Below are 25,535 nucleotides of genomic sequence, written 5' to 3' on the forward strand. Positions count from 1 at the left end.
TATTTCCCATAAAATAAAAAAGCGCGGTAATTACCGCGCTTTTTTATTAAAATGATTGTTGTATTTCGTAATACTCTTTTAACTCCAGTGCTCTTGTCTTTATTATTTCCTTCACCCTATTTGCACTAACAACACGCCACATGCTTCCTTTTTGTTTTCCATAAAACTGAGACAAAAAAGAGCCTTCCATATCTTTATAAATAATCCACTGCCTTTGCGATTCTTTAAGCGCTTTTTGCTGTTCAGGATTAAGTACACCCATTAACTGCTTGTAATATTTATTGAGCTCACCGTCCCATGCTTCGGCAGCATTAAGCTCACACTTTACTATTTCTGCATCTATGCCTTCACTCAGTTTAATACATTCTTTCAACTCAACATCAATAGAATAATTTGAGGTAGTATTATCCTGAGAATAACTAATAAAAGAAAACAGGCTAAAAGCTAAGAGTAAAATGTATTTCATGATTGTATTTATTTCAGTCAAATATACTCAATCCTAAAAAACAAGCCCCTATCGCTTCCACTTTTCCAATTCATAGGCACTATCCCAAAACAGGTATTCCAAACGGCTGGCATCAACAAATGCAGCAGTCATTTGTTTTCTCTGTGCTTCAGTACAACTATCGGCTGCTTCATCACAAAGTGTAATAGCTTTTTCAACCAACTGACCGAACTCCTCTCCTCCGTAAGTATTTATCCAGTCGGCATACGGATTGTTTTCCTTTGTTTGTATTTGCAGTATATAATCTCCTACCTTTTTATAAATCCAAAAACAAGGTAATACTGCTGCCATACCTACCTCAACCTGCTGCATGTATACCGTGCTTTGCATATAATGCACATAGTGATGGCATGTAGGCGACATAGGCACCCTTTCCCCTACATTGAACTGCTTGAAGTAAGAATCGTGCAATGCCCTTTCTACCACTATTGCACCTTCCGAAAAACGGATAAAATCTAACATAGTGTCCACACTTTGGGCTTTAGCACTAATAACGGCAAGCGTTCGTGCAAAGTATTCCAGGTAATGTGCATCCTGCTGCATATAGTATTTAAACTTCTCTATATCCAGTGTCCCGTTTGCCAGTTCGGTAATAAAAGGCATCTGTGTAATATCGTTATATACAGGCAGTATTTCCTGCCATGTTTTTTCACTCCATTTCATTTTTTATCATGGTTTGAGGGTTATAAAAATGATTTAAAGGTCCATTACCTTTACCTATAAGTACATCACTACCGTAATAAATAGCCCCGTTAATATATTGCTGAGCCAAAGCAACCGCATCCCGCAATTCTTCTCCCCTTGCCAGATAGGAAGCAATAGCCGATGATAATGTACATCCAGAACCGTGAACATTGTTGGTCTCAACCTTATCGGAAACATAGGTATTCATTACCCCGTTTTTATTCATAAGAATTGAAGTAAGCTGTTCCGTTTTCAGGTGTCCTCCTTTCATTAGCAAAGTCTTACAACCAGTTTGGGCAATTACTTCTCCTGCATGTTGCATTTGGACAACAGTTTTAATAGTCATATTGGCCAGTAACGAAGCCTCATCCATATTTGGGGTAATCAGTGTAACAAGTGGAAAAAGCTTTGACACTATAACCTCAATAGTGGCATCTTCAATAAGTTTATCACCACTTGTAGCCACCATAACAGGATCAAACACTACCGGGATATCAGGATATCGTTTAAGAGTATTTACAATAACCTCAACGAGCTGTGGTGTATGTACCATCCCTATCTTAATAGCATCCGGACGAATATCCTCCATAACAGCGTCTAATTGTTGCTGTACAAATTCTGCCGGGACATTATGTATGGCTCTTACTCCAGTTGTGTTTTGAGCTACTAATGCAGTAATAACCGACATACCGTAGCAACCAAGCGCAGAAAATGTTTTCAGGTCAGCCTGAATACCGGCACCACCACTTGGATCGGTACCTGCAATGGTTAATACAGTTGGGTATGTATATTTCTTTTTCATGCTGTTTCTATTAAATTTCTAAGTGTTTCGGCTGCTTTTACAGGATTTTCTGCTGCACATATGGCAGACACCACGGCAAGGCAATCGGCTCCGGCATGAATCACCTGTTTTGCATTAAATTGATTTATGCCGCCTATTGCCACAAGTGGCTTATCAGTAAGAGTCCTTATCTGCTCAACACCTTTAAGCCCCCATTCGGTTACGGTATCAGTTTTGGTTGGCGTACTGAATACAGGGCTTACACCTAAGTAATTTGAAAATTCAATTTCAGTTCCTGAAAGTTGTTCCATATATTCTACCGAATAGCCTATCATGTTACAGCCGGGCCACTTCTTTTTAATCTCGGAAGGCGGTATGTCCGAATTCCCTACATGAATACCATAAGCATTACAATTAACCGCCACTACAGGATTATCATTTACGATAAGTGGTACGGAATAGCTGTCCAGCATTTCTTTCATCATTAAGCTACTTTCCAGAAAATCTGAATAGTTTTTATTCTTTTCCCGTATCTGTACCAAATCGACCCCGCCTTTAACAGCCTGCTCTGCCACCCAAAGCATATCCCTGCCACAACAAGCCTCTTCACTTATAACCAGATAAAGCTTATATGGAAACTGTCTTTCCATTTTCCTGACTGACTTTTATGTGTTTATTAAATTCCTCTTCGGTTATATTGTACAGTTTGTCCAGAAGGTTCATTTGGAGGCTTCCCGGTCCGTTGGACTGTGCTGTGGCTATTTCACCTGCAACACCCAATAGTGCCATTGCAGCAGCAGTCGCTTCAAAAGCATTTTCAGGCTGACCGGCAACAAAAGCACCTATTAAAGATGTAGCGGTACAGCCAAGTCCTGTTACTTTTGTCATCATTACGTGACCGTTATCAATAAGTATTTTTTGATTTCCGAAGATAACCACATCCGTAGCTCCAGATATACAAACTACTGTCCCGGTATTTTCATTTAACCATTTGGCAGCATCTATGGCTTCTGTACTTTGATGAAGGCTATCTACTCCTTTGGTTTTCCCTCCGGCATTGGCTAATGCCATAATCTCTGATGCATTGCCTCTGATTACTGTAGGCTTATATTTTAAAAGTTGTGCAACTGTAGTATTGCGAAGGTTACTTGCCCCAGCTCCAACCGGATCGAGTATCCAGGGTTTACCCAACTCCTGTGCTTTTGCCGCTGCCTTATACATGCTTTCTATCCAGTATTCGTCAAGCGTACCGATGTTGATAACCGTAACGCCACAAATACTTACCATCTCCTCGATTTCAGGATGAGCATGTGCCATAATAGGTGATGCTCCTACAGCCAAAAGCGCATTTGCCGTGTTGTTCATTACCACATAGTTCGTAATATTATGTACTAAAGGGGAATTTTGTCTTACAGACAGGACAGACTTCCAAAGGGACTCTCTCATATTTAAGTTTTTTAATGATGAAATAAATATGGCTATAGAGTCTCCCGTAAAAAAATGGAAGATAAATGAATAAGCAATGCTTTTCCCTACGTCGGTATAAACCGTATCAGGTTCAAAGGGACTCTCTCAATTCTTTTCAGAATACCCCTAAAGCCAGCTCAAATATAAGTAATGTTATTTATCAGGTAAAAAGAAACATGTTAAAATAAAAAAGAGAGCTTACAGCTCCCTTTTTAGTGTATTTATAAATATTAAAATCTGTTATCTCCGTCAAGCAGGTTACCCAGTCCGCCAAGAATACTGCCTTCTCCTCTTTGCTGCCCGCCTCCCTGAGGTGCTGCTGCATAAATCCTTCCGGCAAGCCTGCTAAATGGTAATGACTGTATATAAACTACTCCGGGACCACGAAGTGTTGCATAAAACAACCCTTCACCTCCAAAAATGGTATTTTTTATACCTCCTACAAACTCAATATCATAATTTACATCTTTAGTAAAGCCTACAATACAACCTGTATCTACTTTAAGTACTTCGCCTGCCTGTAGTTCTTTACGTGCCAAAGTACCTCCGGCATGAACAAACGCCATACCATCACCTTCCAGCTTTTGCATAATAAAGCCCTCGCCACCAAAAAGGCCCCTGCCTAATTTTCTTGAAAACTCAATACCTACCGACACCCCTTTTGCCGCACAAAGGAAAGCATCCCTTTGACAGATAAAGCGTCCGCCGTATTTAGTAAGGTCTATTGGTACTATTTTACCCGGGTAAGGCGAAGCAAAACTTACTTTACGCTTTCCGTGATACTGGTTAAGGAATACTGTCATAAACAGGCTTTCCCCGGTAAGTAACCTTTTACCGGCCGAAAACAGTTTACCCATAACGCCCTGCGTTTGGTTAGAACCGTCTCCAAAAATGGTATCCATGTGTATACCAGTATCCATCATCATAAAGCTTCCTGCCTCTGCCACTACGGCTTCCTGCGGATCAAGCTCTATTTCTACATATTGCATTTCCTCACCATAAATATGGTAATCAATTTCGTGTGCTGTCATTTTCTTTATTGTTTTTTGATTTGATTGTCTATTAGTTGTAAAATCCTGAAAAATGTTACGCTTTTATCCCATATTATACAAGAAGACGAGATTCACAACATATAAAAGGAAGATGACCAGGGTGTCCCAAGCAAGGAATATTCTCTTCCTTTGATAAGGAAAAATAAAACCGATTACAGCAACGGCTGTCATTACAACTACCATAAAAACAGTCATTACATTAATGTCGCTGGCATCTTTTAGTAATAATCCTTTTGTATAAAGAATATCATCTATGAACAGAATAAAGATATTAAATATATTACTACCCAACAGGTTACCTACAGCCATATCGGGCGAGCCCATGCGTACTGCAGCCAATGAAACGGCAATCTCTGGCAACGAGGTAGAAACTGCTAAAAACAATGTGCCTACAAATGATTTGCCTAATCCAGTTTGCTCAGCAATGTGTTCTGCAAAAAAGGGCAGTGCCAATGCCACAACAATAATAACCAAGGCAAAAGCCGAGTATCTCAGTATAACCCCTCTTAAAGTGTATCCTTCTGTATGATTTTCCTCTGTTACTGTGGCATCTACAGGAATTGATTTCTGGTATTTAAAGATTGTACGTACCGACATAAAGTATATTATACCAAAGCCTATACTTGTTATACCCAGTGTATGGCTAAGTACTATATCCCTGTCAAAAAACAACCCTAGGCCAGTGAGTGCCAATAATATTATACCAAAAGCCGCAGCCAGTATATGGCTTTTCGATACCTGCGAAAACAGGGGCTTATCCTTTTTAGTAAAAACATCCATTAGAGACAATATGCTAAGGTTAAGCGCACAGCTACCTAAAATATCGCCCATTGCCAGGTCGGCCGACTGTACAATAGAAACCGAACTAATCCCTACCATCAGTTCCGGCAACGACGTTACGGTAGACATGAGTATGAGGCCTATAAAGGCTTTACCCATCCCTGTCATATCGGCAAGCAAGTCGCCGTAGAAAGAAAGTTTTTTACCTGCAAAAAATATAATTATCGCACAAACAAGAAATCCAGCTATATACATTAAAAGGGAAGTTTAATTGGTTTTGGTAAATTTAGTAAAACATCCTTAAGAAGTAAAAGAAAAGGGGCTTTCGCCCCTTACTAACTAGTAACTATACACTTAAACACAATTTATGAAAACAATTTTGCTGCCTGAACATGCATCCAGTCGTAGTTTCGTTCACGTCCCAGGCTAACCCAGCCTTCCTCTTCCCAAAACTCCCACCATTTATTGTACTCAGGACGGGCAAAAGTTGCCTTATCCCTACCCCATTGCAGTTGGTTATTTATAGGATCAAAATCAAGGGCAATACCCCAATGAATGGGTACTTAGCGAACTACCCCCTCTAATGGCACGGTAGTTAAAACATCCTCCAAAATAATTAAGCCTAAGTCTTTTTATTTCGGTAAACCCGTAATAATCGTGAACTTTATTTAAAACACGCAGCACTATCCTTTACCTTAATGTGCGCCGTTATTTTGGTGATTTCCTTAGAAGTATCCCATGCTAATAACATAGGATAAGGTATATTGAAGGTTACAAGGTTTTTATTCCCTATAGGTTTTGCTATTCCGTAAAAAGCCTCTAAAGCTGCCTGGGTTTGTATTGGCCAGTTATTTGGGTTAACCGGTTCTCTGTCTTCGGGACGCCATGGTTCGGGCTGTTGCCCGTATAAAAGCATGTATGTTAACTGATCAAAAGCAGCTTGTGTACGCTGCCCCCATAAACCGTCTACAGGCCCGGGATCAAATCCCTGCTCCTGTTCATACAACTGTATTGCCCCTACCAGTTTCCTTTCAGCTTTCCAGCTTTTAGGCAGTTCGTTAAGCTTATCGAGCGCGGCATAGGTTTTCTTACCTGCAATACCGTCTATAGCTCCCGGATTAAGCTTTTTTAAGGTGAGGTAACGTTGCGCAATTCTGATTATTTGAGGTGTGGGGTCCATAACCTGAGTGCTTTATATCTTAAAGTTAAAACTTTAGATATAAAATTCCTCAAATATCTGATAAACAGTTTAAAAAAACCGACAAATGGGATTAATACTCTCCGTCCAAATAATACCAGTTACCTCCCTGATTTATAAAACGTGAGTTTTCATGATGAATTTGTGCTTCCAGATTATAATCTATATAATATGCCTTAAATTCAACTGTTGTCTCTGTTGCCTTAAGTACTTCCAGTTTTATCCACTGATTGCTTTTTGCCCACTCCAGTATAGCGGTTTTACTATGATGCCTTCTTTCTTTAGGAGCTGTGGTTAGCCATAAATAATCGGCATTACAAACGGCATAAGCAGAGTAACGCGAACGCATAAGTGCTTCGGCTGTAGGAGCTTTTTCTTTTCCTGTAATATAAGGTTCGCAGCAGTTTGAAAACGGTTTCCCCGAACCACAATAACAATTTAATGAAGACATCTTTTTTATATTATTCTGCAAAAATAAAAAAAGGGCCAAAGCCCTTTTCTATATTCTTTATTATTTGCCTTTACTTACTGTTGTAGCCTGAGTTATTTTAGTATTCATTTTCATACTTATAGCCATCCCTGCCTGCTCCATATCCATTACCATATCCATATCAGCATTGTATACAACAGGATATTTAGTATCGATATCATAAACCATTTCACCTTTTCCTTTTCCTGAACCTTTCATATTCATACCTTCTTCAAGATCTCCATCCATAGAAATATCATGTATCACATCAAAATAAGCTTTTTTGCCTTCAATTCTTGTAAGCTTATAGGTAACCACATTATTCATTTTCATGGCTCCTCCCCCTAAAGGCATATTCACAGGAACGTCCTGAACAAAAGTTTCTCCTATTTTAAGTGTTTTCTTAGGATAAGAAACCTTTGTAAGCATTTCTTTTACCATATCCATAGCAGCCTGTTTAGCTGTAGATGGCATATCCTCTGCTATAATGGAATCAAAAACAGGAACAAATTCTCCTTGTTTTACCCTGCCATATATATCCATCTTATTGTTAGTGACATTATCCGGCATACCTTCCATTTTCATACCCATAGACATCAGCATATTCATAGTTACAGGTATCATGCCCTTGTCAGCTTTATCAGTTTGAATACTCCCTTTCATAGATATTGACATATCCATCTTTTTAGATTCTCCTCCATATGCCATTTCTATTTGCATATTTTGAGCAGACACCTGATCATATTTTTTATTTGGTAATAATTGCATATCAAGTGTTACCGAATCCTGTGCCTTTACAGCTCCTGCTATAAGAAAAGCTGCTAAAAATAATGTTACTTTTTTCATGGTGTGTTTTTAATTTGGCGCAAATATAGCTTTATCTAAAACCAATACAAGAAAAAAAGGGCCAAAAGCCCTTTTCCTTATTTTAATAACTTATTGTATTGCTTAATCATATTAAGTGTTGTTGTATCGGTGGCAAAAACCGAATTAAGCCCCTGTGGCTCCTGTGGCGGATCGGTTGTAAAATCGTCTCCTTTATTCCATTTACCATTTTCAGGGTTATTATTTGCTATTCCCCCAAAGCCCCAAAAGTTAAGACCTGCAAAAGCTTCGTTATGCTGTTTACTTTGCTCCAGTCTCTCAAAAATGGATTTGTAAAATGCATCCCTGTTTGCTACAGACGATTTTTTATCCAGGCTCTCTCCTTCACGTGGTAAACCAAACTCCTCTAGCACGATAGGTTTGTTTAGTTTTTGTGCCACAGCAATATGGTCGTTAATATATTGTTGTGCACTGGCAATACTAACCGGAAGGGTTTCTTTTGCATTTTCATGCTTAAACCATCCCCAGTTTTTAGGCCATATATGCATAGTTAAATAATCAATCTTAGGATTATTATGGGTACGCTCATAGATGGCTATATCATCTGCCGAGCCTGCTTTGCCTTCAGATCCCGTACATATTAAATGGTAAGGATCCAGCTCATCAATAAGATCAACCACATCATTAAGCCATTTAGTAAACTTCTCTTCATTATCAGCCGTAAACACCCTTGGTTCATTAGCTACCTGCCATGCCATAATGGTATTATCTTCTGTATACTTTTTATTATTGTAAGCATTGATTCTTCCCAATATGAACTTTATATGGTTTTTAAAGGCCTCCATACAGGGCTCACAGCTATGAAACTGTTTAGTGTACTCCATAAACTCCGGCCATGTATGTGGTGGTAAATTAGGGTTAGGAAAATCTCCCTTACCATTCCACTCAAGGTATTGTGCCATACCTCCGCTCCATTCCCAGTTATTGGTAAGATACAATACGGCATGCATATCGCGCTTGGCCATCTCGTCCAGTAAATAATCCAGACCGTCAAGCAGATTATTATCATATTTACCCTGTTCAGGCTGTAATGCAGGATTTACGGTAAAATCCTGAGTACCGGCTTCGGCCCCAACCAAAATACGCAGGTTATCAATACCATGCTCTTTCATTATGTCCAGTTCCTTTGCCAGGCGATCCCTGTTACCTCCCTCTTTAGCTGCCAAAAGCACTCCATACCAATAGTTCGTACCTACATAATGATACGGTTTATCTCCTTTATAGAGTTCGTTGCCTTTAACAGTTATTCTTTCGGGTGTTGTAGTTTCATTCACTGAAGCAACCTCATCCGTTTTTTCTTTTTTACCCCCGCAGGAGAAAAATAAAGGTAGGGCAAGTAGGCCTGCCAAAATTCTGTTCATAATTTATATGGTTTGGTTAATGTCTTTAAGCAATTGTGCTGCCGACTCAGGTGTTATATCCCTTTGAGGGGTAGCGAGCATTTCATATCCTACCATGAATTTTTTAACGGTTGCCGAACGCAGTAATGGCGGATAAAACACCATGTGCCAGTGCCATTCATTATGTTGCTCATCATCGGTTGGCGCCTGATGAATACCCGCCGAATATGGGAAGGATACATCAAACACCCTATCATAAATCATGGTTAACCTTTTATAAGCATCGGCAAGACCTGTTTTTTCTTCATCGCTCATATCGGTTATTCTTGCCATAGCACGTTTAGGGATTATCATTGCTTCATAAGGCCATGTTGCCCAAAACGGAACAACTGCCGCAAAATGATCGTTTTCAAAAATTAAACGCTCATTCTTATTTATTTCCTTTTGCAGATAGTCTGAAAGGAGTGAATTATTATGCTTTTCAAAATATTCCTTTTGTGAACGTTGTTTTTTAAACGGTTCCACAGGAAGTTTTTGAGAAGCCCATATCTGGCCGTGCGGGTGCGGGTTACTGCATCCCATTATCTCTCCTTTATTCTCAAATATCTGTACGTAGTTAATTTCAGGATCACTACCCAGTGTCTGATATTCTTCTATCCACAGGTCTACCACTTTTCTTATATCTGCCACCTCCATTTGCGGAACGGTAAGGCTATGGTCGGGTGAAAAACATATTACCCTGCAAATACCTTTTTCTGATTCTGCCCTGAAAATATCACCCTCTTCAATATCAAAATCAGGAGAATCTTTTAAAAGAGCCGAAAAGTCGTTCGTAAAGACATAGACATCTTTATACTGCGGATTCTGCTCTCCACCTGAGCGTGAATTACCCGGACATAAATAACACCCCGGATCATACTGAGGCCTTGTATCTACAGAATGCTTTTCTACCTGCCCCTGCCACGGACGCTTACTCCTGTGAGGGGATACCAAAACCCACTCTCCAGTTAACGGGTTATACCTCCTGTGCGGATATTCGTTTAAATTCTTATCCATTTTTTATTACAGTAGCGCCATCCCCTATGCTTACAGGGTATACTTTAAGCTCTTTTTTATATTGTTTGTAATAGCTTTCACTTACTTTACTGATAACATCGTTAACAGCCTCATTTTTTACAAGGTTAATGGTACAGCCGCCAAAGCCACCGCCCATAAGCCTTGCCCCTAAAACATCTTCGTTATCCCTTACGGCAGTAACCAAAAAGTCAAGCTCTTCACAACTCACTTCATACAATGACCTTAACCCCTCGTGTGTTTCAAACATTTTTTGCCCTACTGCCTTAAGGTTACCGGCTTCTAAGAATGCCGCAACCTGCTGCACACGCTGATTTTCTTCCACCACATAACGGCAGCGGTTGTATACTGTCTTATCATTAGGGTAAACATAGTTGTCCAGCATTTCCAGCGAAATGTCACGAAGACTGTCTACCAATGGCACATATTTTTTTACCATTGCAACACCCTCCTCACACTGCTGCCTTCTCACATTATATTCTGATGAAGCAAGGGAATGTTTTACATCACTATCAAAAAGTAAAAGGCTGGCTCCTTCCAGTTTTAATGGTTTATACTCATATTGCAGTGTGCGGCAATCCAATTTTATAAGGGTATCTCCCTTGCCAAAAATGCTGGCAAACTGATCCATTATACCACACTTTACCCCTGCATATTTATGCTCTGCCTTTTGAGCAACCAAAGCAAGTTCGCTATTATCCAGTCCTGCTTTGGTATATTTATTTACGGCTACAGCCACAGCACACTCTAAAGCAGCTGAAGATGATACTCCGGCACCTATAGGTATATTTCCGGTAAATACGGCATCAAATCCGTTTACACTATATCCTTTATTAATAAAGCCATCCACTACTCCCAGTATATAGTTAACCCAGGTTTTCTCGTTCGTTTTAGCCAGGTTTTCCACTTCAACGGAAAATTCCTGATTCATATCAAGGCTATGAAGATGTATTGTATTATCTGTTCTGGGATTTAAAACAAAATACATCCTTTTATCAATAGATGCCGGCATAACAAAACCGTTATTATAATCGGTATGTTCGCCCAATAAATTAATCCTTCCCGGAGCAAAAGATACTATACTGCCCTGTTGAATGTACGGTTCCAGTGATGCCGGAACCTCTTGTTTAACTTTTATATCCATTTATTGTTATGGTAGATTATACATATCCGGAATATTGTTTTGTAATACACTTTCCGTTTTATTGGCAAAAGTTACAAAATCCTGAGTATCCTGCTGCCCTGAAGGCGGAACATAATACCCATTTTGCGAATTTGCCCAAAACATTACAAAAGCAACTTCGACATCGCTATAAGTCAATGCGCTGTAAATATAATCAGAAAAGAAATGGTCAACAGGACTACTTAGTGAATTTATTTGATATCCGGTTTCTGTAAGAGCTGCAATTTTATGTTTGGAAATTGCCAAATCAGAAACCATTTTGAGTTTGTTATTAGCTGTCGCAACACCCGATGCTCCCTGATTATTAAAATCGCCATAATTATCCATCCCTAATACATCAATATAGTTATCTCCGGGGTAACGGCTTAAGTATTGTGTGCTGGTTGTGTAAGAGTTATCAGGCGAAAAGGCATAAAGAACATTATGTACCTGCTTTACATCCCTTAAATACTCAACGGTAAACCTCCAAATTTCCTGATATTGAGCAGGTGTACAATAAGCACTCCCCCACCAGAACCAGTTACCATCAAACTCATGAAACGGCCTGAAAATAACAGGTATAAGTTTATTGTTGTTATCTTTAAGGTTCGCAAGAACATCGGCAACCTTATCCAGCTTTTGTTTATAATAATCATGATTGCTACCTCCCGGAAGTATACTCGGTAGTGCATTATATTTTTGAAAATCGGTCAGATCGCTGGTATAGAAGCTCTCCCCTTCAAAGGGTTCCCTAAAGTGCCAGCAAAAAATATTGACCATTCCTTTGCTATATGCCTGCTTAACATTATCTGTTATTAATATTTCCTGCTGATAAAACCAGTTTTCGGGCTGTTCGTTATTCTGGTCATCTGTAATAAACATAAAGTCTGAGCCAAGCAATGCCGGATCACTTCCAGTGGCTTTCTTCATATCAGAATCGCCCATATCGTCATTATAAAAACCGGTATAGGCATCCTGCTGACCAACAAGAAATTTGGTTTTAGATAAATTATAAAGATTATAAAACAATGCTACCGTTTCATCAGTTGCATTGGGATCTGTCATAAAGCTACGGACATTCTCTACAGTAAGTTCTTCTTGGGGCTGAACAATTGGCTCTTCTGTAACATTTTGCTTATCATCATCAGAACAGGCAATAAATATAAGGCATGTAAAAAATACCGTTACCGGTATTAATCTATAAGTAAGTTTCATAGTAGTTTCGTTTAGAAAACAGTTGCTTTTTTGCAGTTAAAAAGCAACTGTTTTTGTAGTGTGTTATATTTTTGAAAATTAAGCTTTCAAACGTTTTCGAACTACTTGTTTTTTGTCAAAAAGGTATACTATTCCTTCAATCAGGGTAACCTTTTTATAAGCTCAATACATGCTCTTGAGTTGTGGTAAGGACATTTCCAAAAACCTGCCTTGTCTTTTTCTATAAGCGAGTAATCTTTATTTACACCCCATACCCACTCACCATTTTCTTTATCCAATATATGCTGCTGAACAAATTTCCAGTTCTTTTGGGTTAAGTCAATATATTTTTTATCTCCGGTAAGCTGCCATGCATTTACAAAGCCAATCCATAATTCCGATTGTGGCCACCAGTGCTTTTCCTTAATCATTTGGTTTTTGTGTGCATCAAACTCATACCACAATCCACCATCATTATCTAATCCTTCCAGCGTACCTTCGGTTAATATTATAGCGTGCTTTTTATAAACAGCAGTAAGGTTTTCATCATCAATTGCCTCGGCACACCATTGCAATAGCCAGGCAGCTTCAATATCATGACCATAAGAAACAACATCTTCTTTTTCTACCCATTCTTCATTAAAGAACAACCTAAGATGTTTACTATCTGTATCAATAAAATACTTATCAATAGTTATAAGTAATTCCCTGGTTGTACTTTTAAGATCTTCATCTTTCCAAACTCTGTAAAGGTTAGCATAAGCCTCTACTATATGAAGATGCGTATTCATGGTCTTCTTCTCGTTAGCATCCTTATCACTTAGGCGAAGATCATCAATAGGCTGCCAGTCTCTTGTAAAGGCTTCAAAATAACCTTTATGCACAGGGTCAAAACTATACTCTTCTATTTTTTTATAAAGAGCTACAGCCATTTCCAGAGCCTGAGTATTTCCAGATGCAGCATAAAATTCAGACAGCCCATATATAGTAAATGCTAAGGCATAAATCTGGTTTTTGGTATCGTTTGGAGTACCATCGCTGTTAAGGCTCCAAAAAATACCACCATGCTCCCTGTCATAAAAGTATTGGGCTATATAATCAAAAGCCCGTTCAGCAATTTTTAGATGCTGCTCATTTTTGGTAATTGGATAGGATGCAGAAAATGCCCATAAAATACGGGCATTTAGTACTGATCCTTTTGGGTCGTTATAGTGTTTTATCTCGTTATGGTCAATCGTCCCGATGAAACCGCCATTCTTATTGTCTATTGTATTTTTAGTCCAATAGTCAAGAATTGAAAGCAGCTCATCACGCATTTGCGATTTTAAATCCATTACAGAAACTTTTTATTATTCTCTACCTGTCTGATTATTGTATTTACCGATCCTGCAGATGTAAAAGTATCTTCCGGTGTATTCATTACATAATCTACCAGTTTATCTACAGTAGATACGGCAACATGCATACGCGTATCAGAAGAAGCATAGTAAATATAAACAGTACCGTCCTCTTCTGCAATCCATCCGTTAGAAAACAGTACATTAGATACATCGCCAACTCTTTCCTCTCCCTCTGGCCCCATAAAATGACCTGCCGGCTGATGGGTTACCTTAGAAATATCATTAAGATCGGTCATGAATAGATATAATGTATAGCGAAGTCCGGCTGCCGTATTACGAACACCATGAGCCATATGCAGCCATCCTTTACTCGTTTTTATCGGTGCAGGACCAAGACCGTTTTTAAGCTCATAAATTGTATGATATACCTTACCGCAAATAATCCTTTCATCCTGAACAACAGGATTCGTCATATCATCCACAAAACCAAGACCTATTCCGCCTCCGCTTCCCACGTCAATAAAACCATCCTGCGGACGTGTATATAAGGCATACTTTCCGTTTACAAACTCAGGGTGAAGTACAACATTACGTTGCTGTCCCGTATTTGAAACAAGGTCTGGTAATCTTTCCCAGTTTATAAGGTCTTTAGTCCTTACAATACCTGCATTGGCAACTGCAGCACTGGTATCTCCTTTTGGAGCATTAGGGTCTTTTCTTTCGGTACAAAAAATACCATATACCCATCCGTCTTCGTGCTCCACAAGCCTCATATCATACACATTTGTATCATGATTTTCTAACTGAGGAATAACGCATGGTTTTTCCCAAAACTTAAAGTTGTCCACCCCGTTAGGGCTCTCTGCTATAGCAAAAAACGACTTTCTGTCTACACCTTCAGTACGAACAGCAAGCACATACTTACCTTTCCATTTCATAGCTCCGGCATTAAAGGCAGCATTCATGCCAATACGCTCCATACCGTAAGGATTGGTCGCCGCATTAAGGTCATACCTCCACTCTATAGGAGTATGTGCTGCAGTAACCACCGGGTTTTTATATCTTGAATAAATACCATTGGTCTCTTCAACCGGAGTATTCTTTCTTTCAATCAGTTCCTGATGCTTTTTAACCAGGGTTTCATAGTTAGGTATTCTAACCTGGTTGTTTGTAATCATCTCGCTAGCCATATATTAATTTATATTAAATTCAGGTTTTAGTTCTTATTAGTAATCTGTAAGCCTGCTCCACCAGGTCTTTTTCATAATCAGTACTATAATTAGCATCAGTGCAAGTACAATGGCAAAACCTGTCCATTTGCTAAGTATAAAGTACATAGGAAGTAATGTTAATAGTATTTGGCCGGTAATGCCCATAGCCACATTAACCATGTTAATACCAAAGTTTTTGTTTTCTGTTATAGAAGGATCCTGCGCCTGTGCTGCTTCCCTAACCGGTTTCCAAAAACCCCATGGCCTTACCGTTTTGTAGAAGTTTATAAGTGTCTCCTGATTGGTAGGCGGTGCCGAGTATGAACCCAGTACACAAGCCACAAATTGTATTACAATAAACACAGGGAAATAATACAGCATTCGTGTACCGTCAAAATAATCGGTAATACCGCTTACTGATAAAGCCGGAGGTATGGCACTGGCAATAATACCCGCCAGCATTCCCCAAAAGAATCCGTTTGCATTAAAGCGCCACCAATACCACTTAAGCACGTTAGCACATACAAACCCACCATAAAGACCCGCTGTTATTATATTAAAGATCATGTTCACATCTTTAATAAGAAGCCCTAAACCAACGCCTAGGATTACCATTACAGTACCTGAAACATAACTCATACTGATTATCTGCTTTCTATCGGCATCCGGCTTTAGGAACTTAAGGTAGATATCATTTACAAGATAGGCCTGACCCGCATTTAATGTCCCCGAGAAGTTACTCATAAATGCCCCAAGGAATCCTGCCAGTACAAGACCTACAAGACCTACAGGCAGGTATTTATTAATAACCGCAGGCATAATGCTTTCAAAGTTTACTCCGTCTGCACTGTGGCTTAACGCCAAATCCTTAAAGTACAGCACACCAAGTATACACAGTCCCATTGTCATAAAGTAGCGTATAGGAAGTAGTATTATGGAGATAAAACCACTCATTTTACTGGCTTCTTCCGGTGACTTTGTACTTAATATCTTTTGGCAGTCATAATTAGGTGCGGGACCGGCAAGGCTTTTAAGCACACCCGAAAAGAACATCATACCCACTACTGCCGAGAATAGCTTATAACCATCCTTTTCAAGTTTTACCTGTGCATCGGTCAATATGTTTTGCCAGTCAAGTCCAAGTTCCCACCCAAACATAGGACTGTCCCATCCTACAGGCATTTTATCGGCTATTACTATACCCGAATCTGCCAAATGAATCATAGCTATGGTACCCACAAATAGGGAACAAACTATCATGATCATATACTTTATAAAATCAGCCAGCACTATACCGTGCATACCCCCTACAATACTGTAGAATGTAGCAACAAGGCATATACTAACTCCGTAAAACTTAGCCGTAAGATCTTTAGCTTCATATAAGGCTGTTTCATAAGCCGGTGTTCCTACCTGAAAAGCATCTATATGCTGATCAAGAAACGGAAAAACTTCCTTTACACTTTCATAAGGGATAAATATTTCAAGAAACTCCCCTACTCCTACAAAAGCATAGGCCATATAGCCCACACAAAGCATAAGTGCAAAAACCACTACTACTGCATGGCTTTGCTTAACTCCTTTATCAGACAGCCCAAAACGGGTGCCCAACCATTCTGCTCCGGTTGTAGCGTTACTTCTTCTAAGCCACTTACTTAAAAATACCATTAGAAAAACCTGATTGAACACAGGCCACATCCACGGTATCCAAACACTTTTAAAACCGTAAAGAAATGCCATACTTACCAATAGCATGGTTCCGCTTATATCAAACATATCGCTGGCATCACTTAGCCCTAACATGTACCACGGAAGTTTTTTACCACCCATAAGGTAGCTGTCCTTGCTTTTCTTGGCGCGGTTTTTCATGACAATCCCTATTACGATCATCATTATAAAATAAAGTGCAATTATCGTTAAATCTATGGCTGTTAATCTCATATTATAGCAGCTGCAAAAGCAGTATATGTCTTATTGGTATAATTTTTCTTTTGTTACGTCGCTTTGAAAAAGCGTATTCCTATCCTTATAGTATTGAATAAAATCCTCTTTATAAGAATGCCCGCTGTAGGGCGCATAATAATGCATTCTTGGCGGATTCATATGCTCATTCCAGCCATGGTTTCTCCACACCAGGACATAGGATATCTTATTTTTACCTATTGCATTTGTAAGGGTTTCTGTCCACCATTTTTCATACGGGATAGCCTCATAACCGGTCTCGGCCAGTGCGGTAAGCTTCCCGTGTTCATCGGCTGCTTTTTGAATAACAGTTAAAAGATGGTTTACGTTTTTACTGTATTCCTCAAGCTTAGTACCTTCGCCCATTTGATAAGCATCAAAACTCATCATATCCACATACTCATCGCCGGGATAGTATTCCATAAAATCCTCCTGAGTATTTACATTTGAGTCTGAAGTATTATATACATATATAAGGTTGTGTACCCCTTTCTCTTCAAAATAGTTTACCGTAAACTTCCATAGTTCCTTAAATTGCTGTGGTGTGGTAGTATTTTTACACCACCAAAACCAGTTACCTGTAAATTCATGATAAGGTCTGTATAGTATAGGTATCAGCTTACCATCACTTCCTTTCAAGGAAAGGAAAAATGAAGCCGCGTTATCAAGCCATCCTTTAAAAACCTCATGCTTATCACCTCCCGGAAGTATAGAAGCAACCGTTCCCTGTGGGTTATCCCAAGCATCGCCACCGCTAAGCGGGTTATTCATATGCCAGCTTATGGTATTAACACCACCTCTGTCATAAACCTGTTTAATAAACTGCCTCATTTTTTCAAAAGGCACACCGTCAAGGTTTTTTTCTTCATTATTCTCCAGTCGGCCTATATCCCAACCATATACAGCAGGATAATCTCCGGTAACATCTTTAACATCACTGCGTCCTTCTTCATACTTCCATTCCACCCCATATGCAAGGTCATCCTGATGACCGAACATATAACCGTTTTCCCTTAGATTAAAAAGATTGTTATATAGTGCAGCGGTTTCTTTTGTAGCCTGTTTGTCTGCTAAAAGATGTGTATCTTTTAGATTTGCATCACTATTTTCCGCCTCCTGCTTTTTATCCGATTTCCCACAGGAAACCACAGCAAAAGCTAAGAGCAGTATTGGTAATTTGTTTTTCATTTAATTTTGTAGTTGGTTTGCGAAGAACCTGTTAAGCTTGATAAATTCTTAAATTCTTCACCTTATTATTTCACAAAGTGCAATTTTAAATACACTTTTTTGATAATGCCAAAGATAATTTTAGTCTTAAATTTAAGTTAATATTATTTTATCAATATTATATCATATAATTGCAAATAAAATTACAGATATGAACAATCAAAAATTTCACAGAGAAATAACACCGCTTTCTAAAGGGGACAGTTTCCTGGTTTTTGACAGGATAAAAGACAATTTTGACTTCCCCATTCACTACCACCCTGAGTTCGAGATTAACTTTATTCTAAATGCGAAAGGTGTAAAAAGAATTGTAGGTGACCATATTGAGGAGATAGATGATGTAGAGTTGGTATTGGTGGGGCCTAACCTTTATCATGGTTGGGAGATGCATAACTGTAAAAGCAAAAACATACACGAAATAACCATACAGTTTCACAATGACCTTTTTAGTGAATCGCTACTTTCTAAGAGAATAATGATGCCTATAAAAGATATGTTTAACAGGGCTAATCACGGTATACTCTTCTCAAAAAAAACGGGAGAAGAACTAGCTAACAGGCTGGTACACATATCTAAGCTTGACGGAATGGATTACTTTCTGGAGATAATTTCCGTACTGCACGACATGGCCAATTCCAGAAACCAGAAACTGCTTTCTACCTATACCGTTAACTACGACACCTTTGAAGATGACGACAAAATGAAACTGGTATATGACTATATACAGAAGAACTTTTCGGGTAAGATAACTCTTGATGATGTGTCGGATATTGCAAGCATGAGTCCTGTATCATTTAACCGTTTTATCAAGAAAAGAACGGGAAAAACCTTTGTTAACTACTTAAATGATATTCGTGTAGGTTATGCCGCAAGATGGCTGGTAGAAAAAGACCTCAGTGTATCTGAAATTGCATTTAAATCAGGCTTTAATAATATTGCCAACTTTAATCGCATTTTCAAAAGCGTAAAAAACACAACACCAAGCCAGTACAGAGATGAATTTTACGGAATGAAACGATTTTTATAAAACAAAGCCTATATAAAACAAACACTCAAGAAGAGAATAAATAATTGATTTAAAACCATTTAATTATTCTTAAAAACTACTTTCTATTTTTACGGTATACTATTTACGCAAACGTTAGAGAAAATATTATCATTAAATGATAAAATAATATTAACAAACACTTAACATCTCCCATAAATTTGTTTTTATCAATAAATAAACTCTAAAATTACCGAAAGTAAAAATAAAGTGTTTATTTATTTAGAAATTAGTAACTAACCTAACACAAATCAATTATGGGGATTAAATTACTCTATTTTACTAAATGGCTCCAGCGAGGCAATGCATTACTGTATTTGCTTTTGTTGTGCTCTTTTAGTGCCTTACAGGCGCAAACAACTGTTACCGGTACGGTAATAGACAACACAGGCATGGGTATACCTGGTGCTAACGTTACTATAAAAAGTACAGGAACCGGTGTATCTACAAATGAAGACGGACAATACAGCATTAATGCTCCAAGTGATGCTGTGCTGGTTTTCAGTTTTATCGGGTATGGAAATCAGGAAATTGAAGTAAATGGAAGAGAGGTAGTAAATGTTACCCTTGAAGAAAATGCACAAACTCTTGACGAAATAGTATTAATTGGTTATGGAAGTCAAAAAAGACAGGAAGTTAACGGTTCTGTTTCAAAAATAAAGGCTACTGATGTTGCCGACTTAACACAGGTAAGTATAGACCAAATGATGCAGGGTAAGGCTTCGGGGGTTGTTGTTACAAACAACTCAGGACAGCCGGGTAGTTCAACCTCCATACGCATTAGGGGTAATACATCACTTTCAGGAACAAACGAACCTTTATATATTATAGACGGTGTACCAGTTTCGGGAGATGCTACAGGAAACGCTATGAGCGGAAGACCTATAGCAGGAGGCGATTTTACATCACAGGGTAATAACACAGTGAGTCCGCTTGCTATGCTAAACCCTAATGACATCGAGTCGATGGACATCCTTAAAGATGCATCTGCAACAGCCATTTATGGCGCAAGAGGTGCCAATGGTGTTGTAATAATCACTACTAAATCAGGTAAAAAAGGTACAGGAAAACTAACATACGACAGTTATGTTTCGTTCCAGGAACAGGCTAAATTACTTGATGTAATGGATCTTCAGCAATATGCACGCCAGCAAAATGAACTTGCCGCTTTGTACGGACAGGAATTAAGACCTGAATTTGCACATCCTGAGTTATTAGGATCTGGTACTAACTGGCAGGAAGAAATTTACCAGACAGGTATACTTAAAAACCATCAGTTAGCTTTTTCAGGTGGTAAAGATGACACCAATTACTATATATCAGGAGGTTATACAGACCAACTTGGTACAGTAATCGGATCTCAGTTTAAGCGTTATACATTTAAATCTAATGTTGACACTAAAGTAAAAAAATGGTTAAAGGTAGGTGCTTATGTAACAGGTTCAATTACCAACGAAGACATTACCTTAAATGGTCAGCAAAACGGTATTGTAAGTACTTCACTACTTCAGGCTCCTGATTTAGCAGTAAGAAATCTTGATGGTTCTTATGCAGGTGCTCCGGCAAACAACCAGGGTGTTGCTTACATAAACCCTGTGGCCCTTGCTCTAACAAAATCTAACGAACTGGTTCGTAAAAATTTCTTAGGAAATGTTTATGCTGAAATATCTTTATTTAAAGGCCTTAGTTACAGGTTTGAACTTGGTGCCAATACAGAGTTTAGCGAAAACGACGAGTTTCTTCCAACATATCAGTGGGGTTCTTTTGGTAATGAGTTTGCAGACTTAAATAAAAGACGTCAAAACTGGTACTCATGGAACGTAAAAAACCTTCTTACTTACAGAAACACATTTGCAGGCAAACATGATGTAACAGTGCTTGCCGGACAGGAGGCTAATGAGTCTACTTGGGATGGTATGTATGCTTATGCTACAGGTTTCCTGAGTAATGATGTACACACTATAAGTGTTGCCGATGCTTCTCAAAGCACTGTAAACGACTATAAAGGCAGCCAGGCTCTTAATTCATATTTTGGTAGGGCTATTTATACTTTTGACGATCGTTATAGCATTCAGGGTTCAATAAGGGCTGATGGTTCTTCTAAATTTGATCCTGTAACTAAAAAACAATGGGGATACTTCCCTGCAGTTTCAGGTTCATGGACACTTTCAAACGAAAGCTTCATGGAAGGAACTAAAAAATATATAGACAATATTAGATTTAGAGCCGGTTATGGTGAAGTGGGTAACCAACAGATAGGTAATAACAGGTATGGTGCTAACCTTAGCTTTATTGGTACAGGATTAGGAACAGGTACCCTGTTTACTAACATGGCCAACCCTAATGTAACATGGGAAACTTCTAAACAAACCAACTTAGGTGTAGATTTTACGCTATTTAGCAACAGACTTAGTGCTACAGTAGAATTCTACAACAAAAGATCGGAAGACTTCCTTACTACGCTCCCTCTACCTTATTACCTTACAGGCGGCCCTAACTGGGAAGGTGGTATAGACCCTCCTTATGTAAATCTTGGTGAGATACAAAATAAAGGTATAGACCTTACCCTTTCATACAAAACAGATCCTTCAAAAGATTTTTCATGGAACTCTACCCTTATCTTCTCAAGAAACAGAAATAAGGTAGTATCCCTAAACGACGGACTGGTACTAATGCAGGAAGTAAACACTAATGATTATACTACTGTTACCGCTACAAATACTGTTGTAGGACAGCCAATGGGACAGTTTTACGGATATCAGACATTGGGAATCATCAGAGACCAGGATCAACTTGACAATGCGCCGTTAATTGGCATTTACAACGGAGACCCGGTACAATCTCAATTAGGAGATGTATTATATGCCGACTTAAATGATGACGGAGTAATAAACGATGATGACAGAACTTTTATAGGTAATCCTTACCCTGATTTTACTTATGGTTTTACAAACAACTTCAGGTATAAAGGTATAGACTTTTCAATTTTCCTACAGGGTTCTCAGGGCAACGACATTCTTAATCTTACAGGAAGAACCGGCACCCTAAACACCAACCTGTATCAAAACCAGCTAGCTGAAGCTGCTGATTACTGGACGGTAGACAATCCTAATGCAAGCCTGCCCAGGCCGGTAAGTAACCTTGGTCACAGTAACCTTTTAATTTCTGACAGGTATGTTGAAGATGGTTCTTACTTAAGAATCCAAAACATTACGTTAGGTTATACTTTACCATCTGATATTACATCAAAAGTAAGTATTACAAAGCTGAGAATTTATGGAGGTGTTCAAAACCTGCACACCTTTACAAAGTATAAGGGATATGATCCTGAAGTAGGTTCTTTTAACCAGAATGCGCTTTTAACAGGAGTAGATAACGGACGCTACCCTTCGCCACGTTCATTCACTATGGGATTAAATGTTGAATTCTAAAAATTAGCTCATGAAAAAAAATATAAAATCAATAGCAGTCGCAGTTTTCGCTTTAGGAGTGATGTCGCTTAACTCATGCAGTGATGACTTCCTTATACGCGAACCGCAGGACAGCATTACACTCGAAAATTACTTTAGTTCTAATGACCAGGTAAGAAACAGTACTAATGCAATGTACAGCAAAACATGGTTTAACTTTCACAACAAGGCTTTCTTTGCAATTGGTGAAGTTGGATCGGGTAACAGCTACACAGGATCAAGCGACGTTAACAGTTTAAGAACACTTACAATTTCCGGTACCGACGTAGAGATGGTTAATGCGTGGAAAGGTCTATGGGCTACTATAGCACAGGCCAATATGCTTATTAGCCTTCTGCCGGAAAGAGTAGGTCCGGAAGTAGATCCGGAAGTAGTGGATGTTGCAATTGGCGAAGCGCACTTTATGAGAGCTACGGCTTACTTTTACCTTGTTAGGCTATGGGGACCGGTGCCAATTGTAGAAAACAACCTGGATAACGTTGAAAACCCTCAAATACCTACAAACCCTGTAGAAGATATTTATCAGTTTATTGAATTAGAATACAATGCTGCAATAAATATGCTTCCTGAAAAAATAAGAAGCTCTAATTATGCCGATAACGGAAGGGTATCTAAAGGTTCTGCTAAAGCAATGCTTGCTAAGGCGCATTTATATCAGGGAGAATATAGCGAGGCAAAACAACTTGCTGAAGAAGTAATAAACAGCGGTGAGTTTAAACTTTATGGAGGTGAGGAACTTCCTTCCTACTCTTTTGGAGACCTGTTCCTTACAGCTAACAATAATAATGAAGAATCTATTTTTGCACTACAGTGGAAAGTTACCGGAAACTATGGTACTGCCAGTAACTGCAACACCCAGTTTGGTTATTCCCCTTATATAAATCAGGCTACTTACGGAGGTGTATTTGCCCCTTCTATGGACCTGTTAGCTTCGTTTGAAGATGGGGATTTAAGACGTAAGGAAACAGTTATGTTACCTGGGGACTTCTACCCTAACATTACGACTGCCGATGGTCCCGGATTAACTGTTCCTGATGATATTGATGCACAGGGAACCGGTTCGGGTATCAAAAAATACGTTGTAGGTAAAGGCGGCGGTGCTGCAGGGCCGTTTGACAACTGGGGTATGATGGAAAACAACACTTACATTATGCGTTATGCTGAAGTATTACTTATACATGCTGAGGCAATTTTAGGAGGTGCTGAAAGTACTTCAGATGCTGCTGCTCTTGCTTCTTATAACAAAGTAAGAAACAGGGCCGGTTTACCATCTGTAACTTCATTCACTTTTGATGAGCTTTTCCATGAGAGAAGAATCGAATTGGCTTTTGAGGGCGATTACTGGTATGATCTGGGAAGATTACCATTATCTAAAGCTGCAGATATAATAAGCAATCAGGACAGAGGGTTTGTAGACAATCCTAACTTCGTGCCAATCCCATCGGGAGACTTTTTTATACTGCCTTACCCAACTATCGATTTAGACAAGAATCCTAAATTAGGTGAGCCTCCGGTACCTTATAACTTTGACTAATTTTAAAAATTCAGTATATGAAAACTTTTAAATTAAAAAAACTAATGGGTTTACTTACCGTTTTTACGGTAGTATTCCTGGGGATTGTATCCTGTAGTGATGATGATTCGTCTGCAAGTACATCTGCCCCTGAAATTAACAGTATAGCCCTTGCTGCCGACGAAAATCTGGAGCCACTTGAAGTAGGTTATGCTAACAACATGTATGCAATACAGGGTGTAGGATTCAGTACATTACAAAAAGTATATTTTAATGACACTGATACTTATTTTAACCCAACCTTAGTTACTGAAAACACCATTTTTGTTACGATAGACAAAGACACTCCTTATGCAGATGCATCAAATGAGTTAAAAATCGTTACAAAATATGGCACAGCAGTATACCCGTTTATTGTGGCACCACCGGCACCGGAACTGAGAAGTTTCCAGCCTGTTAATGCAGCAGATGGCGAAGTGGTAACCCTTTTAGGAAACTATTTCCTTGACCCTGTAGTAACTGTAGGCGGTGTAGAAGCAGAAATAGTTTCTACATCTTTAACGGAAGTAGCTATTAAACTGCCTGCCGGTTCTCAACACAAATATATTGAGGTAGAAACCATATCGGGTTCAGATGCATGGGGAACAGCTGTAGGCACTGCTATTTACGACGATGCATTTTATGACCCGTGGACTATAGAAGAATGGAACAACCACGAATATATAACTGATCCTGCAAAAGCATATCAGGGTGTGACTTTCATCAAAAAAGAAATTTCAGGATGGGATAATATTCAGGGTAATTGGGCATGGGATGATCAGATATCTCAATACACAGGAATACGATTTTCAGTTCGTTCTGACGATCCGGGAAAACTGGTGCTTATTTTTAACGGTGCAAACTGGGGTGATGCAAACTTTGCATTCACTACCACTTCTGACTGGAAAGAATACCGCTATACATGGGAAGAACTGGGCGGAATGCCTGAAGCCTTACAGAATATTTCGTTCCAGGAATTTACTGGAGCAACCCATAACTATTACTTTGACAATATAGGATTCACCGTAGATTAATCCCCTACACTTATACATTGTGATTTTGTTTTTTGTGAAACATTCCCTGATTCAGAATCGGGGAATGTTTTAATTATTTTTAAGTTTCCTCCATAATACCTGC

22 protein-coding genes and 1 riboswitch are annotated in these 25,535 nt (G+C 38.9%); of the genes, 4 read left to right on the forward strand and 18 right to left on the reverse strand.

The features are described from left to right. Positions 1-46: 46 nt before the first annotated feature. The 18 genes from FUA48_RS00700 to FUA48_RS00785 all read right to left on the reverse strand — a co-directional run bounded on the left by FUA48_RS00700 (position 47) and on the right by FUA48_RS00785 (position 18,292). The gene (locus FUA48_RS00700) at positions 47-466 is read right to left on the reverse strand and encodes a lysozyme inhibitor LprI family protein (protein ID WP_147581649.1); all 420 of its coding nucleotides are present in this window, start codon (positions 464-466) and stop codon (positions 47-49) included. A 48-nt stretch (positions 467-514) separates the two neighbouring features. Then, complete coding sequence (gene tenA, locus FUA48_RS00705) at positions 515-1,168, reverse strand: thiaminase II (RefSeq protein WP_147581650.1); 654 nt, start codon at positions 1,166-1,168, stop codon at positions 515-517. After that, complete coding sequence (thiD, locus tag FUA48_RS00710) at positions 1,155-1,991, reverse strand: bifunctional hydroxymethylpyrimidine kinase/phosphomethylpyrimidine kinase (protein WP_147581651.1); 837 nt, start codon at positions 1,989-1,991, stop codon at positions 1,155-1,157. Before thiD ends, tenA begins: the two co-directional genes overlap by 14 nt. Beyond that, on the reverse strand, positions 1,988-2,620 hold the full coding sequence (gene thiE, locus FUA48_RS00715) for a thiamine phosphate synthase (RefSeq protein WP_147581652.1): 633 nt from the start codon (positions 2,618-2,620) through the stop codon (positions 1,988-1,990). Before thiE ends, thiD begins: the two co-directional genes overlap by 4 nt. After that, entirely contained in the window at positions 2,598-3,416 is an 819-nt protein-coding gene (gene thiM / locus FUA48_RS00720; protein WP_147581653.1) for a hydroxyethylthiazole kinase, read from the reverse strand. The genes thiE and thiM overlap by 23 nt, the downstream gene beginning before the upstream one ends. Before the next feature lie 66 nt (positions 3,417-3,482). After that, a riboswitch (TPP riboswitch) is annotated at positions 3,483-3,575 on the reverse strand. Positions 3,576-3,667: 92 nt separating this feature from the next. Next, positions 3,668-4,468 (reverse strand): TIGR00266 family protein, encoded by an 801-nt coding sequence (locus FUA48_RS00725; RefSeq protein ID WP_147581654.1) that lies wholly within the window; start codon positions 4,466-4,468, stop codon positions 3,668-3,670. 63 nt (positions 4,469-4,531) lie between these two features. Beyond that, a complete protein-coding gene (locus FUA48_RS00730; RefSeq protein ID WP_147581655.1) occupies positions 4,532-5,524 on the reverse strand; it encodes a sodium:calcium antiporter in 993 nt (330 codons plus the stop codon). A 409-nt stretch (positions 5,525-5,933) separates the two neighbouring features. Then, positions 5,934-6,449, reverse strand: coding sequence for a hypothetical protein (locus tag FUA48_RS00735; RefSeq protein WP_147581656.1), 516 nt, complete (start codon positions 6,447-6,449; stop codon positions 5,934-5,936). A gap of 91 nt (positions 6,450-6,540) precedes the next feature. Next, positions 6,541-6,918: a YchJ family protein gene (locus tag FUA48_RS00740; protein WP_147581657.1), complete on the reverse strand. Its 378-nt coding sequence runs from the start codon at positions 6,916-6,918 to the stop codon at positions 6,541-6,543. 60 nt (positions 6,919-6,978) lie between these two features. Then, entirely contained in the window at positions 6,979-7,782 is an 804-nt protein-coding gene (locus FUA48_RS00745; RefSeq protein ID WP_147581658.1) for a hypothetical protein, read from the reverse strand. Positions 7,783-7,859: 77 nt separating this feature from the next. After that, positions 7,860-9,182 carry a glycoside hydrolase 5 family protein gene (locus tag FUA48_RS00750; RefSeq protein WP_147581659.1) on the reverse strand — a complete coding sequence of 441 codons (1,323 nt, stop codon included), beginning with the start codon at positions 9,180-9,182 and terminating at the stop codon, positions 7,860-7,862. 3 nt (positions 9,183-9,185) lie between these two features. Further along, positions 9,186-10,217, reverse strand: a complete 1,032-nt coding sequence (locus FUA48_RS00755; RefSeq protein ID WP_147581660.1) for a UDP-glucose--hexose-1-phosphate uridylyltransferase — start codon at positions 10,215-10,217, stop codon at positions 9,186-9,188. Continuing rightward, positions 10,210-11,379, reverse strand: a complete 1,170-nt coding sequence (gene galK / locus FUA48_RS00760) for a galactokinase (RefSeq protein WP_147581661.1) — start codon at positions 11,377-11,379, stop codon at positions 10,210-10,212. Before galK ends, FUA48_RS00755 begins: the two co-directional genes overlap by 8 nt. 6 nt (positions 11,380-11,385) lie before the next feature. Next, positions 11,386-12,612, reverse strand: a complete 1,227-nt coding sequence (locus FUA48_RS00765) for a glycoside hydrolase family 26 protein (protein WP_147581662.1) — start codon at positions 12,610-12,612, stop codon at positions 11,386-11,388. A gap of 140 nt (positions 12,613-12,752) precedes the next feature. Further along, complete coding sequence (locus tag FUA48_RS00770; RefSeq protein WP_147581663.1) at positions 12,753-13,925, reverse strand: AGE family epimerase/isomerase; 1,173 nt, start codon at positions 13,923-13,925, stop codon at positions 12,753-12,755. Beyond that, the gene (locus tag FUA48_RS00775; RefSeq protein ID WP_240732517.1) at positions 13,925-15,121 is read right to left on the reverse strand and encodes a glycoside hydrolase family 130 protein; all 1,197 of its coding nucleotides are present in this window, start codon (positions 15,119-15,121) and stop codon (positions 13,925-13,927) included. The genes FUA48_RS00770 and FUA48_RS00775 overlap by 1 nt, the downstream gene beginning before the upstream one ends. 36 nt (positions 15,122-15,157) lie before the next feature. Further along, complete coding sequence (locus FUA48_RS00780) at positions 15,158-17,083, reverse strand: sodium:solute symporter family protein (RefSeq protein WP_147581664.1); 1,926 nt, start codon at positions 17,081-17,083, stop codon at positions 15,158-15,160. Positions 17,084-17,113: 30 nt separating this feature from the next. Beyond that, entirely contained in the window at positions 17,114-18,292 is a 1,179-nt protein-coding gene (locus FUA48_RS00785; RefSeq protein ID WP_147581665.1) for a glycoside hydrolase family 26 protein, read from the reverse strand. Positions 18,293-18,482: 190 nt separating this feature from the next. Here FUA48_RS00785 and FUA48_RS00790 point away from each other — a divergent pair, with 190 nt between their 5' ends. The 4 genes from FUA48_RS00790 (at position 18,483) to FUA48_RS00805 (ending at position 25,432) form a co-directional block, all read left to right on the forward strand. Continuing rightward, entirely contained in the window at positions 18,483-19,358 is an 876-nt protein-coding gene (locus FUA48_RS00790; protein WP_147581666.1) for an AraC family transcriptional regulator, read from the forward strand. 275 nt (positions 19,359-19,633) lie between these two features. Next, the gene (locus tag FUA48_RS00795; RefSeq protein ID WP_147581667.1) at positions 19,634-22,807 is read left to right on the forward strand and encodes a SusC/RagA family TonB-linked outer membrane protein; all 3,174 of its coding nucleotides are present in this window, start codon (positions 19,634-19,636) and stop codon (positions 22,805-22,807) included. Positions 22,808-22,817: 10 nt separating this feature from the next. Further along, positions 22,818-24,380, forward strand: coding sequence for a RagB/SusD family nutrient uptake outer membrane protein (locus FUA48_RS00800; RefSeq protein WP_147581668.1), 1,563 nt, complete (start codon positions 22,818-22,820; stop codon positions 24,378-24,380). A 17-nt stretch (positions 24,381-24,397) separates the two neighbouring features. After that, positions 24,398-25,432 (forward strand): hypothetical protein, encoded by a 1,035-nt coding sequence (locus FUA48_RS00805; RefSeq protein WP_147581669.1) that lies wholly within the window; start codon positions 24,398-24,400, stop codon positions 25,430-25,432. Positions 25,433-25,535: the final 103 nt, after the last annotated feature.

Source organism: Flavobacterium alkalisoli (genome assembly GCF_008000935.1).
In the GTDB taxonomy this organism is placed as follows: domain Bacteria; phylum Bacteroidota; class Bacteroidia; order Flavobacteriales; family Flavobacteriaceae; genus Flavobacterium; species Flavobacterium alkalisoli.